Annotated in this window: 13 protein-coding genes and 1 tRNA gene; 4 read left to right on the top strand and 10 right to left on the bottom strand. The window is 72.0% G+C overall.

Annotated elements, in window-relative coordinates; genetic code table 11:
* Positions 1-91 precede the first annotated feature (91 nt).
* The 4 genes from ES689_RS01655 to ES689_RS01640 form a co-directional block, all read right to left on the bottom strand.
* A complete protein-coding gene (locus ES689_RS01655) occupies positions 92-439 on the bottom strand; it encodes a TadE family type IV pilus minor pilin (protein WP_146899322.1) in 348 nt (115 codons plus the stop codon).
* A gap of 3 nt (positions 440-442) precedes the next feature.
* Positions 443-697 (bottom strand): DUF4244 domain-containing protein, encoded by a 255-nt coding sequence (locus ES689_RS15495; RefSeq protein ID WP_191330124.1) that lies wholly within the window; start codon positions 695-697, stop codon positions 443-445.
* A 108-nt stretch (positions 698-805) separates the two neighbouring features.
* Entirely contained in the window at positions 806-1768 is a 963-nt protein-coding gene (locus ES689_RS01645; RefSeq protein ID WP_146899319.1) for a type II secretion system F family protein, read from the bottom strand.
* A complete protein-coding gene (locus ES689_RS01640; RefSeq protein ID WP_146899316.1) occupies positions 1765-2880 on the bottom strand; it encodes a TadA family conjugal transfer-associated ATPase in 1116 nt (371 codons plus the stop codon). The genes ES689_RS01645 and ES689_RS01640 overlap by 4 nt, the downstream gene beginning before the upstream one ends.
* A gap of 401 nt (positions 2881-3281) precedes the next feature.
* Between ES689_RS01640 and acs the strand changes: the two genes are divergently transcribed.
* The gene (gene acs / locus ES689_RS01635) at positions 3282-5267 is read left to right on the top strand and encodes an acetate--CoA ligase (RefSeq protein WP_146899313.1); all 1986 of its coding nucleotides are present in this window, start codon (positions 3282-3284) and stop codon (positions 5265-5267) included.
* Positions 5268-5332: 65 nt separating this feature from the next.
* On the opposite strand, the gene ES689_RS01630 is transcribed toward acs, so the two are convergent.
* Positions 5333-5812, bottom strand: coding sequence for a RidA family protein (locus tag ES689_RS01630; protein WP_146899310.1), 480 nt, complete (start codon positions 5810-5812; stop codon positions 5333-5335).
* Positions 5812-5970 carry a hypothetical protein gene (locus ES689_RS15490; RefSeq protein ID WP_191330121.1) on the bottom strand — a complete coding sequence of 53 codons (159 nt, stop codon included), beginning with the start codon at positions 5968-5970 and terminating at the stop codon, positions 5812-5814. Before ES689_RS15490 ends, ES689_RS01630 begins: the two co-directional genes overlap by 1 nt.
* Positions 5971-6020: 50 nt before the next feature.
* On the opposite strand from ES689_RS15490, the gene ES689_RS01625 reads away from it, so the two are divergent.
* From ES689_RS01625 to ES689_RS01615, 3 genes are all read left to right on the top strand, one after another.
* Entirely contained in the window at positions 6021-8573 is a 2553-nt protein-coding gene (locus ES689_RS01625) for a transglycosylase domain-containing protein (RefSeq protein ID WP_146899307.1), read from the top strand.
* On the top strand, positions 8570-9520 hold the full coding sequence (locus tag ES689_RS01620) for a metallophosphoesterase (protein ID WP_146899303.1): 951 nt from the start codon (positions 8570-8572) through the stop codon (positions 9518-9520). Before ES689_RS01625 ends, ES689_RS01620 begins: the two co-directional genes overlap by 4 nt.
* A 93-nt stretch (positions 9521-9613) precedes the next feature.
* Positions 9614-9687, top strand: a tRNA-Pro gene (locus ES689_RS01615).
* A gap of 340 nt (positions 9688-10027) precedes the next feature.
* Here the strand turns inward: ES689_RS01615 and ES689_RS01610 are convergent.
* Genes ES689_RS01610 through ES689_RS01595 form a run of 4 tightly spaced genes read right to left on the bottom strand, consistent with a single transcriptional unit; the run spans position 10028 to position 13815 of the window.
* Entirely contained in the window at positions 10028-10633 is a 606-nt protein-coding gene (locus tag ES689_RS01610) for a thymidine kinase (protein WP_146899300.1), read from the bottom strand.
* A complete protein-coding gene (locus tag ES689_RS01605; RefSeq protein WP_146899297.1) occupies positions 10633-11382 on the bottom strand; it encodes a response regulator in 750 nt (249 codons plus the stop codon). The genes ES689_RS01610 and ES689_RS01605 overlap by 1 nt, the downstream gene beginning before the upstream one ends.
* A complete protein-coding gene (locus ES689_RS01600; RefSeq protein ID WP_146899294.1) occupies positions 11369-12517 on the bottom strand; it encodes a hypothetical protein in 1149 nt (382 codons plus the stop codon). Before ES689_RS01600 ends, ES689_RS01605 begins: the two co-directional genes overlap by 14 nt.
* On the bottom strand, positions 12514-13815 hold the full coding sequence (locus ES689_RS01595) for a sensor histidine kinase (protein WP_146899291.1): 1302 nt from the start codon (positions 13813-13815) through the stop codon (positions 12514-12516). The genes ES689_RS01600 and ES689_RS01595 overlap by 4 nt, the downstream gene beginning before the upstream one ends.
* Between the last annotated feature and the right edge of the window lie 82 nt (positions 13816-13897).

The raw sequence follows: 13897 nt of genomic DNA, 5'->3' as shown, positions 1-13897 counted from the left end.
CGCACCTCTTCTCTTCCGTGCACCTCTTCTCTTCCGCGCACCTCTTCCCCTGCGCGCACCTCCTCTCGCCCGCTCGGAGCTTCCCCGCCGTTCACCCGCCGGCGCTCGGCGCGCAGCTGCGCGCCCGGAGAGTGACCACTCCGGAGAGAGGACCGAGGGACACGGGCCTGGCCACCGTGAGGCAGACGAGCGAGCCGTCGTCGGACGAGCTCGACACGGCACCGGGCGCGAGGGACGCCAGGGTCCGCGGGACCGAGTCGGCATCTCCCCTCGCCGTCTGCCTGGCGGCCACGGCAGCCGCGTCCTCGAGCCGGACGGACTGCGCGGAGGCCCCGACGGCCCCGACCGCCAGCGCGACGACGGCGAGGACGGCGGGCAGGACGACGGCGAACTCGGCGGTGACGCTGCCGACGTCGCGGCGGACGGCTGCGCTCCCCACCGATCAGCCGACCGTCAGCGCCGAGCGGACGAGGTCCCCGAGGACCCCGCGCACCTCGTCCGACCGCATGATGACGACGAGCAGGCCCGCGAACCCCACGGCGGCCATGATGACGATGGCGTACTCGGCCGTGGCGGCGCCGTCCTCCGACATCCACCGCCTCCGGGTCGAGGCAGAGCGTCCGGCAGGGGCAGGAACAGCAGCAGCAGCAGGCGGATCGGTGAGGATGACGGGCGGGGTCGTGAGGGTGGTGCTCATGTGGTGCTCTCTCTCGGTCGGCGGCGACCACGCGTCGTGGTCAGCAGCGAGTCTCGATCCCGGGGGGCGGACGGCGCTGGCCGAGCCGCGCCTCCTGGGCACAGATCCTCAGAGGACCTCGGCTGTGGAGGAGACGAGGGCGACCACGAGCGGGACGACGCCCACCACGAGGAACGCCGGCAGCACGCAGACCCCCAGGGGCAGCATCAGGGTCGATCCGAGCTTCGCCGCCGCGGACCTCGCCGCGGTCGTCGCGTCCAGGCGGCGTTCCGCGGCCGCTGCGCGCAGCAACGCACCCGCCGGGGCTCCCGCCCTCCTCGAGAGCTCGAGGACCGCTTCTCCCCCGCCGTCGTCCGCCGCGTCGACTCCGAGCCGGTCGCGACAGGCTTCGTCGACGAGCGCGAGCGCGCCCTCCCAGGACCCTCCGCCCGAGACGGCCACGGCGAGCAGCTCGAGACGGAGACCCGGCACGGCGGCGCTCGGGACCGCCGAGCGGACCAACCGGCCGTTCCAGGCGCGGGCGGCGAGCACGAGAGAGCCTCCCGTGGCGAGGCACCCCCACCCCGCCGGGCTGCCGAAGAGCACCGAGGCGGTGTCGACGCCGAGCCCGAGGGAGAAGAGGAGGCCGACCGGCGGCAGGGCGAGGACGATGCGCCCCGTGGAGCGCGGGCCGCTGAGCGCCACCTCCACCTCGCGACGAGCGGCGTCGGCCTGGCGGAGAGCGGCGACGAAGCTGCCCAGGCACCCCGCGAGCGGAGCTCCGCTGCGCTCCGCCACGTGCCAGGCGCAGGCTACCTGGGCCCACTCTTCCGCGTGCCGTCCGCCGTCCACGGCCGCGTCGAACGCCCGGTGCTCGAGGGCCTGCCGGAGGGACACGGACACGGGGACGCCCTCGTCCGCAGAGCGGCCGACGTGCGTCGCCACGGCACGCACGGGCCCGTCCGGCTCGGCCTCCCCCACGTGCGTCCAGGCGGAGGCAGGCGCCACACCGGCCGCGAGGAGGACCGCGAGTCGGTCGACCACCGTCGCGGCGGGAGTGAGCGGACGTCGACGGCGGCCCCGCTGCGTCACGGGCCGCGTCGGCCGCCGACGACCGTGGCTCCGAGGCCCTCGCGGGCCGTCAGCTCGCCCGACGCCGACGTGCCGAGGGAGCCGATGACGGCCAGACGCCGCCCGCCGCCCGCCCGCTCGAGGTGGAACACGGCGTCGAGCGCGCTGACGGCCTGGCGAGCCATGGCCGCCGGCGTGAGGCCGGCGATCGCTCCCAGGGCCTCGAGACGGGCCGGGACGTCGGCCAGGCCGTTCGCGTGCAGCGTGCCGGCTCCGCCGTCGTGCCCGGTGTTCAGCGCCGACAGGAGGTCTCGGACCTCGGCACCCCGGCACTCGCCCACGACGAGGCGGTCGGGACGCATGCGGAGAGCCTCTCGCAGGAGCCTGGCCAGGTCGACGCCGCCCACCCCCTCGAGGTTCGGCTGGCGGGCCTCGAGCGAGACCACGTGGGGGTGGACCACGCGGAGCTCCGCCACGTCCTCGACGGTGACGATGCGGTCACCCGGCGACGACGCGGAGAGCATGGCCGCCAGGAAGGTCGTCTTGCCGGTCCCGCCCGCCCCCGTGACGAGGACGTTGGCCCGACGGTCCACGCACGCCCGCACGGCGTCCTCGTCGACGTCGGCGAAGAACCCGGCCCGGCTGAGGTCGTCGAGCGTCGGCGGCACGGCTCGGGGGAAACGGATCGAGAGCGCTGTCCCCGAGGTCGAGATCGGAGGCAGGACCACGTGGACGCGCACGCCGCCCGGGAGCCGCACGTCGACGCACGGACTGGCCTCGTCCACGTGGCGCCCGCCCCGGGCGACGAGCCTCACGGCGAGCTCGCGGACGGCCGCCTCGGAGAGGTGGACCCGCGGCTCGGGGCGGGCGCCTCCTCCTCGGTCGACCCACGTGCCCGACCCGCCGGTGACGAAGACGTCGGTCACCTCGGGGTCGTCCAGGAGAGGGGCGAGCGGCCCCAGCCACGACCAGTCGACCCGGGAGTCTTGTACCCCGTTCGTAGCTCGCGTACCCCGATGCGTCGAGGTGATCGGCGGCGCCGACGCCACGAAGCGCCCTGGCGTCGAAGTGACGGTGGTGAACGGGTGGTCGAGGGTGAGGCCCGGGGTGGGGCCGGGAGGCGCTCCGGTCATGTCCGGACCCTAGCCACGCCCCGCCGACTGGACAGACAGGACTGTGCATCCTGGGGACCAGGTCAGTGCGAGGATCCCTGGGGAGGGATCACCCGGGTGATCCTGGGCGACCGTCAGGGCAAAAAAGAGGGGCGGCACCAGTTGGGGGGAACTGGTGCCGCCACGGCAGCGCTGGATCGGGGGGAATCGCTCGCGCTGCACACCGGGGTTGAATCCGGACGTGTCGAGTGTACCCCACGGGGGCAGGGCGGTGCCAGCATCGTGGCCGTGCCCGCTCGGCGGCATTCGCCTCCCGGCCAGGCGTGACGGCGCGGGCACGCACGCCCGGGCGCCGACGCGGCCCGGAGTAGTCTCGCTCGGGGCGCAGGCGCCCGCATCCGCAACGACGCGAGAGGACGACGATGGTCGACCGTCAGGACATCCCCACCAGCCCCGCCACGGACGAAGAAGGGGCGGGGTCCGCCTCCGTGGCCGCCTTCCCCCCGTCGTCCGAGTTCGCCGCCCGGGCCGTGGCCGGACCGGAGCTCGCCGCCGCCGCCGGTGCCGACCGCCTCGCCTTCTGGGGCGACCAGGCACGTCAGCGGCTGTCGTGGGACGTGGAACCGACGGAGACCCTCGACTGGTCGGGCGCCCCGGTCGCCCGCTGGTTCGCCGACGGTCGCCTGAACGTCGCCTACAACTGCCTGGACCGGCACGTCGAGGCGGGCCACGGCGACCGCGTCGCGCTCCACTGGGAGGGCGAGCCCGGCGACAGCCGCTCGGTCACCTACGCCGAGCTCACCTCCCTGGTGAGCCAGGCCGCGAACGTGCTCACCTCGATGGGAGTCGTGGCCGGCGACCGTGTCGTGATCTACCTCCCCCAGGTCCCGGAGGCGGTGGTGGCGATGCTCGCCGTGGCCCGTCTCGGCGCCGTCCACAGCGTCGTCTTCGGCGGCTTCAGCGCCGAGAGCCTGCGCGCCAGGATCGACGACGCCCAGGCCGTCCTCGTCATCACGGCAGACGGCGGGTGGCGGAAGGGCGTCGTCGCTCCCCTGAAGCCCGCCGTCGACGCCGCGCTCGCGGTCGGCGGCGAGTCGAGCGTCCGCGACGTGCTGGTGGTCCGCCGGGGCGGCAACGAGGTCGAGTGGACCGAGGGACGCGACCGGTGGTGGCACGAGGCGCTCGAGGGCGTCTCCGACCAGCACGAGCCCGAGTCGTTCGAGGCGGAGCACCCGCTGTTCATCCTCTACACGAGCGGCACCACCGGCAAGCCCAAGGGCATCCTGCACACCTCCGGCGGCTACCTGACGCAGGTCGCGACCACCCACGCGACGGTCTTCGACCTCCGTCCGGAGACGGACGTCTGGTGGTGCACCGCCGACGTGGGCTGGATCACCGGCCACAGCTACGTCGTCTACGGGCCCCTCGCCAACGGCGCCACGCAGGTGCTCTACGAGGGGACCCCCGACTCGCCTGCCCCCGGCCGGTGGTGGGACATCGTCGAGAAGTACCGGGTCTCGCTCTTCTACACGGCCCCGACCGCGATCCGCAGCTTCATGAAGGCGGGCCGGGAGATCCCGCAGGCGCGCGACCTCTCGTCGCTGCGGCTCCTCGGGTCCGTGGGCGAGCCCATCAACCCGGAAGCGTGGCTCTGGTACCGAGAGGTGGTCGGCGCGGGCACGACGCCGATCGTCGACACCTGGTGGCAGACGGAGACCGGCGCGATCATGATCTCCCCGCTGCCCGGGATCACCTCCACGAAGCCGGGCGCCGCCCAGACCCCGCTGCCGGGGATCTCGATCGACGTCGTCGACGAGCAGGGCGCGTCCGTGACCGACGGCGACAGCGGGCTGCTCGTCGTCGCCGAGCCCTGGCCGTCGATGCTGCGCGGCATCTGGGGCGACCCTGAGCGCTACGCGGAGACGTACTGGAGCCGTTTCGGGGACCGCTACTTCGCCGGCGACGGCGCACGCCGGGACGAGGACGGCGACATCTGGCTGCTCGGCCGGGTCGACGACGTCATGAACGTGTCGGGCCACAGGCTCTCGACGGCGGAGATCGAGTCCGCGCTCGTCTCCCATCCCATCGTCGCCGAGTCCGCAGTCGTGGGCGCCGCGGACGAGACCACGGGCCAGGCCGTCGTGGCCTTCGTCGTGCTCCGCAACAAGAAGAAGAAGAGCCTCACCCCCGAGGAGGCGGCCGTCGCCCTGAAAGCGCACGTCGCGCAACAGATCGGCGCGATCGCCCGGCCCCGCTCGATCGTGCTCGTGGACGAGCTGCCCAAGACGCGCTCCGGCAAGATCATGCGGCGCCTCCTGCGGGACGTCGCGGAGGGGCGCGAGGTCGGCGACACGACGACCCTCGCCGACTCGGCCGTCATGACAGTGATCTCGGCAGAGATGCGCTGACGGACGAGGCCCCGGGACGCGACGCCCCTCAGGCGCTCGTCTCGGGGCCTCGTGCCCGCCGGAGGTCAGGAGGTCGGCGCGACCTCGAGCAGGAGCTCCACCTCGACGGGCGAGTCGAGAGGCAGCACGGCGACGCCGACCGCGCTCCTGGCGTGGACGCCGGCATCGCCGAAGATCTCGCCCAGCAGCTCGGACGCGCCGTTGAGGACCCCGGGCTGGCCCGAGAAACCAGGCTCAGAGGCGACGAAGCCCGTGACCTTGACGACCCTGGCCACGTCGTCGAGCGATCCGAGCACCGAGGCGGCCGCGGCCAGCGCGTTCAGGACGCACGTGGCCGCGAGGTCGCGAGCCCTGGCCGGGGCGACGAGCCCCGGGCCGTCGCCGACCTTGCCCGTCGCGGGCAGGACGCCGTCGACGAAGGGCAGCTGGCCCGCCGTGTAGACGGCCGTGCCGACCCGCACGGCGGGGACGTAGACGCCTGCCGGCGCAGCCACCGTCGGGAGGGTGAGCCCGAGCTCGGCGAGCCGGTCGTCGACGCGGCCCACTACGAGTCCTGCTTCTGGCGCTTCAGCCACGCGACCGGGCCCCCCTCGGGGCCCTGCGTCACCTGCACCAGCTCCCAGCCGTCGCTCCCCCAGTTGTTCAGGATCGCGGTGCTGTTGTGCACCATGAGCGGCGTGGTCATGTACTCCCAAAGGACCATTTGTGGTTCCTGTCAGCTCGGATGTCGGCGGTGTCACTTACCCTGATCTTATGTCTGCCCAAAAATCGAAGCCCACGTCCGTCATCGGGGCGCTCTTCGGGTTCATCGGCTTCAGCGTCCTGGCCGGGCTCCTCGTGACCATCGGGGTGACCCCCGCGATCGCGGTCGCCGGCATGACGGCCTCGAGCACGATCGGGGTCTTCGAGTCGATCCCGGAGTACATCGAGATCGGCAAGCTGCAGCAGCGCAACACCCTCTACGCGAAGCAGAGCGGACAGGACGTCCCCTTCGCCACGCTGTACAGCGAGAACCGGGTCGAGCTCGAGTGGGACCAGGTGTCGCAGTCCCTCAAGGACGCGGTCGTGGCCGGTGAGGACCGCCGGTTCTACGAGCACGGCGGCGTCGACGTCACGTCGCTGGTGCGCGCGGCCGTCGGGTCGGTCGGCGGCGGAGAACTCGGCGCGAGCGGCGGCGGGTCGACGCTGACCATGCAGCTCGTCCGGAACATCCGCATCGCGCAGTCGCAGCTCATCACCGACCCCGACGAGAAGAAGGCGGCCTACGAGGACGCCATCAAGACGACGGTCGACCGCAAGCTCGAGGAGATGAAGTTCGCCATCGGGCTCGAGAAGAAGTACACCAAGGACGAGATCCTCCTCGCGTACCTCAACATCGCGTACTTCGGCGACCAGACCTACGGCGTGCAGGCCGCCGCCCAGCACTACTTCAACAAGAACGCGTCGGACCTCACCACGGAAGAGGCCGCGAGCCTCATCGCGATCGTGCAGTACCCCGACACGCGCAACCTGTCGACCCCGGAGAAATACGACGGCAACAAGGCCCGCCGCGACGTGATCCTCAAGTCGATGCTCGCCGAGGGCTTCATCGACCAGGCGCAGGAGCAGGCCTCCCTGGCGACCGACATCGCCGGCTACGTGCACCTCACGGCACCGACCCAGGGCTGTGCCGCGGTCACGGCCGCCGGCGCCCAGTACTTCTGCGACTACGTGAAGAAGAACATCAAGAACCTCGCTGTCCTCGGTGCCACCGAGGAGGAGCGGCTCGCGAACTGGAACACGGGCGGGCTGAACGTCTACACGACGCTCAACCTCGACCTGACGGCCAACGCCAAGGGCCAGCTCGACAAGTGGGCACCTGCGTCCGAGACGCGCCTCAAGCTCGGCAGCGCCGTGAACTCCGTCGAGGCCGGGACGGGCCGAGTGGTCGTGATGACGCAGAACACCGCGTTCTCCGAGGTCGACACGGGTGACCGCACGCAGACGTCGATCAACTTCAGCACGGACAAGGACTACGGCGGATCCGGCGGCTTCCAGCCGGGCTCGACCTACAAGCCCTTCACGCTCATCGACTGGATCGAGCAGGGCCACGGCATCTACGAGTCGGTCAACGCGACCCCGCGGACCTTCTACCTCACGGCGGGCGGGGACAGGACCAGCGGCTGGGCGCCGAAGAACGACGCCGGCGAGAAGCCCGGCAACATGCAGGTCACCACGGCCACGGCCAAGTCGATGAACACGGCCTACGCCGCCATGGCCTCCAAGCTCGACCTCAAGGACATCGCGAACGTCGCCCAGAAGCTCGGCTTCCACCGCGCCGACGGCCGCGACGTCGAGTACACGAACCCCTCGTCCATCCTCGGGTCGAACGAGGTGGCCCCGCTGACCATGGCGACGGCCTACGCCGCCATCGCCGCGGGCGGCAAGTACTGCTCGCCCATCGTGGTGGACAACATCGTCGACGACGACGGCAACGCCCTCGGCGGCCAGCCGCAGGAGTGCACCCAGGCGCTCGACCCCCAGGTCGCCGCTGCGGCCAGCGTCGCGATGTCCGGGCTCTGGACCAACGGCACGGGCACCGGCGCTCTCCCCCGCGACGGCTACCCGGAGATCGGCAAGACGGGCACGACGGACGACAAGGACCAGATCTGGATCGTCGGTGCCACCACGAAGCTCGCCACGGCCGTCTGGCAGGGCAACTGGGACGGCAAGAAGATCAGCCTCCGCAGCTACGGCTCGCCCATCGCCGGCGGCAAGTACGCCACGACACGTGCAGACCTGTTCCGAGCGGTGCAGACCGTCAACAACACCGTCTACCCCGGCACGGCCTTCCTCAAGCCCGACGCCTCGATCGTGCGCGGGTCCGGCGTGTCCGTCCCGGAGCTCGGCGGCAGCAGCGTCTCCGCGGCGCAGACGATGCTCAAGGGCCTGTCCCTCATCTACAAGGACGGCGGCACGCAGGCCTCGGCCCTCCCCGCAGGTCAGGTGGTGGGAACGAGCCCGGCAGCGGGCACCGTCCTCAGCAAGGGAGAATCCGTCCAGGTCTTCACGAGCGACGGCTCGGGTGCGGCTGCCGTCCCCGACGTGACCGGGCAGACCGTGGCGAACGCGAAGACGGCCATCGCGGCGGCAGGATTCGGGGCCGACAAGGTGACCGTCACCGGCTACGCGGCAGGCGACGGCAAGAACCAGTGCCGTGTGGCGGGCACCGATCCCGCGCCCGGCACGTCGATCGCCAAGGACGCTGCCGTGGGGCTCACCCTCTTCGGCGACCCGCAGGGCGCCGACCCGGGCAGCTGCAAGTGACGCCCCTCCCCCTCGGCAGGGCGACGGCCGCGACCGCACTGGCGGGCGCGGCCGTCGGCCTGGGTGCCTTCGCCTGGGGCAGTCTCGTCGAGCGGAACCGGTTCACCGTGCGGCACGAGGTGCTCAGCATCCTCGAAGCCGGTTCTCGCCCGCTGACGATCCTGCACCTCAGCGACCTGCACCTCGCTCCCTGGCAGACAGAGAAGCAGGAGTGGGTGCGTGGCCTGGCCGTCTACGAGCCGGACCTCGTGGTCAACACGGGCGACAACATCGGTCACGTCGACGCCCACGGTGCCCTGGAGCACACCCTCGAGCCGTTCCGCGGGGTGCCCGGCGTGTTCGTCAACGGGTCGAACGACTACTACGGGCCGCTCCCCAAGAACCCGTTCGCGTACTTCGGCGGGCCGAGTGCCGTCACCCGGGCGCCGACGCCCCTCGACATCGGCCGGATGGAGGCGTTCTTCGCCGACCTCGGCTGGCTCGACCTGAACAACGCCGCCCGCGCGATCGAGATCCGGGGGTCCCGCCTCGAGCTCTTCGGCGTCAACGACGCCCACCGGGGCTGGGACCGTCTCGACCGCCTCCCCGGGGCGCTCGACGACCTGCGTGAGAACGTCCGTTGGCACGACGACCGACGCGGACCTGACCCCATCAGCATCGGGGTGACCCACGCTCCCTACCAGCGCGTCCTGAACTCGTTCGTGAACAACGGCGCCGACGTCATCTTCGGCGGGCACACGCACGGCGGCCAGGTGCGCCTGCCCGGCTACGGCGCCCTCGTCACGAACTGCGACGTGCCCCGTGGCAAGGTCAGCGGACTCAGCACGTGGAGCCACGCTCGCAAGACCGCCCACCTCGAGATCTCCGCCGGGCTCGGCACGTCGATCTACGCGCCGGTGCGCTTCGACTGCCGACCTGAGGCCGTGGTCGTGACGCTCACCGCCTGACCCCGGCTGCCGCCGCTCGGTGGTGCGAGCGGGTCGAAAGATCCGCTATCCTTGTCAGGTTGCTCCACTCGGCCCACGGGCCGGGCGACACCTCGGGGTGTGGCGCAGCTTGGTAGCGCGCCTCGTTCGGGACGAGGAGGTCGTGGGTTCGAATCCCGCTACCCCGACGAAAAGACGGCCAGACCCTTCGGGTCTGGCCGTCTTTTCTTGTGCCCTCTGGTGGGGCGGTCCCCGCCCGCCCCACGAAGATGGCCAGACCCTTCGGGTCTGGCCGTCTTTTCTTGTGCCCTCTGGTGGGGCGGTCCCCGCCCGCCCCACGATTGATCGAGGGCGGGTCATCCGGGTCGAGGGCGGGTCGGTGCGGACCCGCCCTCGGCCCGAATGACCCGCCCTCGAGCGACATCACCCCGCGGACTCGTTCCGACGCCGACGCCGGCATCGGCATCGGCATCGGCATCGACGGATCGCTTCCGCCAGCGGCCTCGGCGGGTCGCCGGACCCGGCGGGTCAGGCCAGGCGCCCGTCGCTCTCGGCGAGGTAGCAGGCGGCACAGAGCGACTCGTACGTGACCTCTCGGCCGTCGATCGCGACCTGGTCGCCGTCGAAGACGAAGCGATCGCCGAGCTTGCGTGCGTTGAAGACCGCCTTGCGGCCGCATCGGCAGATCGTCTTGAGCTCCTCGAGCGAGTGCGCCACCTCGAGGAGGCGGCGACTGCCCGGGAAGGCGACGGTGCGGAAGTCCGTCCTGATGCCGTAGGCGAGGACGGGGACGCCCTCGAGCACCGCGATCCGCAGCAGATCGTCGACCTGGCCCGGCGTGAGGAACTGCACCTCGTCGACCAGCAGGCACGACAGGTCGGTGCCGGTGTCCGCCCGGACCCGCTCGCGGGAGCGGCAGAACACGTCGCGGACGTCGTCGTCCGGTGCGAACGTCACGTCGACCGGCCGGGTCACGCCGAGGCGCGACACGATCGCGTCGTCGCCCTTGGTGTCGACCCGTGGCTTGGCCAGCAGGACACGCTGCCCGCGTTCCTCGTAGTTGTACGCGGCCTGGAGCAACGCCGTGCTCTTGCCGCTGTTCATCGCGCCGTAGCGGAAGTACAGCTTCGCCACTACTGCAGGTAGCCGTCCTCCGCCGCGCGACGGATCAGCTCGGACTTCTTGCTCGCGGGCCGGTTGGCCTTCGCGTACTTCTCTCGGACGCGCCGGAGATAGGTCTTGGCCGTCTCGTACTGCACGTTCATCTGGGCCGCGACCTCGTTGGTGCTGAAGCCCGACACGTAGAGCCGGAACGCCTCGGACTCGCCCGCGCTGAGCTTCGGGCGGCTCTGGTTCGCAGCTCCCACCGGCAGGGGGCGCCAGTCACGCTGAGGCGACGCGTCGCGAGCCACGCCCATGACCTGACGGGCCGCGTCCATCACCTCCCGCATGGGGAGCGCCTTCGAGAGGAAGGCCGACGCACCGGCGTCGAGGGCGCGTTCGCGGGACTCGCGGGTGTCGAGACTCGACAGGACGATCACCTTGGCGCCGGCGGCACGGCACGTCCGCACCCGGGCCTCGATCGAGACCGGCTCCTTGAGCTGGAAGTCGAGGAACACCAGGTCGGTCGGGAAGTTGTCGCTGTGCACGAGCTGCAGCCACGTGTGGGCCGTCAGGACCAGGTCGAAGTCGTACGCGTTGACGTTGATCCAGCTCGAGAGGCTGTCGAGCAGCACCTCGTGGTCGTCGAGGATGGCGAGGCGGACGCGGCGCGTCGAGGGCGCCTCGGAGCCGGGGCCCACGGTGCTCCACGACGGGGCGGCACCGGGCCGGCCGAAGCCCGGACGGAGGGACGAGCGGCCGCTCGGCTCAGTGCTGGTCATAAGAAAACCTTAGTGTCAGGAGGGGCGGGGCGGGATCGACCTGCAGGTCGTCGAAGACGATCCGCACGACGGCGAAGTAGGGCGCCAGACGATGGCGGACGGCGGACTCGGACGAGGCCGTGGCGACGCTGATGCGGGCCTCGACCCGCTCCTCCTCGGCACCGTGTCCGACCTCGAGCTCGATGCGCACGGCGTCCGGCTGGACGGCGTCGCTCTCGCCGAGGGCCACGAGCAGCGCGCGCAGGGACGTGCGGTGCGCGGCCGTCATCCGGTCTGCCGCCCGGCCGACGTCCACGACGGCCCCGGACACTCGGGTGGAGGGGTCGGCCAGCACCTGCTCGAGCCAGCTGCGGTCCGCCTCGGCGACCATGGTGCTGCGGAGGTCGGCACTGATCCGGCGGGCTCGCTCGACGTCCGCCTCCGTCACGACGCCCGCGGCGACGACCTCGCCGAAGAACGGCGCGACGTCGCGGTTGAGGATGGTCACCCTGTCCTGCTGCACGCTCCGGGCGACGCTCGAGCGGAACTCGTCGGCGCTGGCCTGACGAGCCGAGGAGGCGCCCGCGATCCACCGCTCCACCATCGTCGTGAAGGCGGCCGAGAACGACGCCCCGGCCAGCGAGAGCGCCAGCACCGGGGTCACGGCGACCACGACGAACACCAGCACGGGGACATCGGTGAGGAACGCCTCGCTCTCGACGAGCACGACCGCCGTGAGGACGACTGCGGACGCCAGCCCCGCGACCACGAGGTCGAGCGCGGGGCGGTACGGTGCGAGGCCCGCGAGGAGCAGCCCGACGGCGAGGGAGGCCCAGTCGTCGCGGACCATGGAGTTGTGGCCCGCGGACGCGACGGCGGCGAGGACGGCGGCGAGGGCACCGAGCGCGACCACGCCCGCGACCGACCACCGGGTGAGCGGTGCCCGGAGGGGACTCGAGGCGAGCACCAGGACGACCCCCGCCGCCCCGAGCGCCACGAGGGCCCCGACGGCGGCGGCGGGCACCACGATCTCGTCGCGCGTGACGACGATCGACACCGTCGCGTAGACGACCGCCGCGACCGCGGCGAGCGCCGTGACGGGGCGGGAGCTGAGAGCGCCGAGCGGATCGACCTGCTGCGGACTGCGGCGGGTCACGGTGCTCCCCTGCCTGCGGCGGGGGACGCCAGGTCGACGGGGCCGGGATCGGCGATGACCGAGCCAGCCACCGCCTCCCCAGGCGGACCGACCGAGTCGGTGGGTGCGACCGGGACGCGGAGCATGACCGAGGTGCCGCTGCCGGGCGAGGACCAGATCTGCGCCGAGCCCCCCACCCGCCTCGTCCTGGCCTCGACCGAGTTCTTGAGGCCGAGCCTGTCGGGCGCCGTGGCCGCGGCGTCGAAGCCGACCCCGTCGTCGATGATCATGACCGTGAGGTCGACGCCGTCCCCGTACACGACGACCTCAGCGCGGTCCGTACCGCTGTGCACGGCGACGTTCGTGAGGCACTGGGCCACGGCGAGCCCCAGGGCGCGGCAGACCGCGGGGGCCAGGCGGACCACCGCGCCGAGGTCGCCCGTGACGCCGACCTCGAGCCCGCCCTCGCGCGCCCGTGCGACGGCGCGGCCCAGCTCGGACGTCGCCCAGTCGCCGGGCCCGGTCGTCGGGGAGGCCGGGGCCGGGGCCCTGGTCTCGTCGACGAGCCACTCCTGGCCGACGAGCACCTCGAGGTCGGTCGCCATCGACGCCGCGGTCGCCGAGTCGAGCGGGCCGGGCCCCCCGGCCGTGATGGAGGCGAGATGGTTCAGCACCGTGTCGTGCAGCAGCGCCGACGCCTGCTGTTCCACGTCGTGGCGGATGGCCTGCTTCTGCTGGTCGAAGGCCGCCCGGTGCAGGCTCGGCTGGGCACGGTCGACGCGTCCCCGTGCGAGAAGGGACGACGTCGCCGTCACGGACACGAGGAGCCATGCGAAGAGGACCGCGACGTCGAGACGCGGCGTCGCGCCGGTCTGCCACGTCGCCAGCTGGGTGACGAGCTCCCCCAGGGCGAAGCCTGCGGTGGCCCAGAGCAGGCTGCCCCGGGAACGCAGCCCGCTGCCGCCGACCATGACGAGGGCGATCTTCGGCAGCGAGAGGGAGAAGGCGTCGGATGCCTGGACCGAGGGGATCTGGGCGAACAGGGTGACCGCGTACCAGTAGAGGCACGCCGAGCCGATGGCGAGGTACGCGAGGACGGCGGTCGTGCTGCGGAATCGCTCGACGACGAAGAGCATGCCGAGCATCGGCAACAACGCCACGAGAGCGGGCCAGAGCAGATACGACGGCTCGGCGACCTGGTTCACGATCAGCAACAGGCCGGCACTCACGAGGACGACGCTCGCGATGACGTGGCAGGCACGGGACAGCGCACGGCCCACGGTCTGCGGGACGAGGTGTGCAGGGAGGCCGAGCAGCATGGCGGCCCCCTCCTGGTCGACGTGTCGGGCAGGACGATCATGCCAGAACGAGGACCCGTCCTGTACCCCGTTATCTAGGGGC

It is taken from the genome of Frigoribacterium sp. ACAM 257 (assembly GCF_007954365.1).
Lineage (GTDB): Bacteria > Actinomycetota > Actinomycetes > Actinomycetales > Microbacteriaceae > Frigoribacterium.
Note: the sequence above shows the minus strand (reverse complement) of the source record. Positions and strands in the feature narration are given on the sequence as shown.

Bases quoted from the DNA above. Each gene is read 5' to 3' on its own strand.
- ES689_RS15495 (WP_191330124.1), bottom strand. From the start codon at position 697: ATGAGCACCACCCTCACGACCCCGCCCGTCATCCTCACCGATCCGCCT.
- ES689_RS01640 (WP_146899316.1), bottom strand. From the start codon at position 2,880: ATGACCGGAGCGCCTCCCGGCCCCACCCCGGGCCTCACCCTCGACCAC.
- acs (WP_146899313.1), top strand. From the start codon at position 3,282: ATGGTCGACCGTCAGGACATCCCCACCAGCCCCGCCACGGACGAAGAA.
- ES689_RS15490 (WP_191330121.1), bottom strand. From the start codon at position 5,970: ATGGTCCTTTGGGAGTACATGACCACGCCGCTCATGGTGCACAACAGC.
- ES689_RS01625 (WP_146899307.1), top strand. From the start codon at position 6,021: ATGTCTGCCCAAAAATCGAAGCCCACGTCCGTCATCGGGGCGCTCTTC.
- ES689_RS01605 (WP_146899297.1), bottom strand. From the start codon at position 11,382: ATGACCAGCACTGAGCCGAGCGGCCGCTCGTCCCTCCGTCCGGGCTTC.
- ES689_RS01595 (WP_146899291.1), bottom strand. From the start codon at position 13,815: ATGCTGCTCGGCCTCCCTGCACACCTCGTCCCGCAGACCGTGGGCCGT.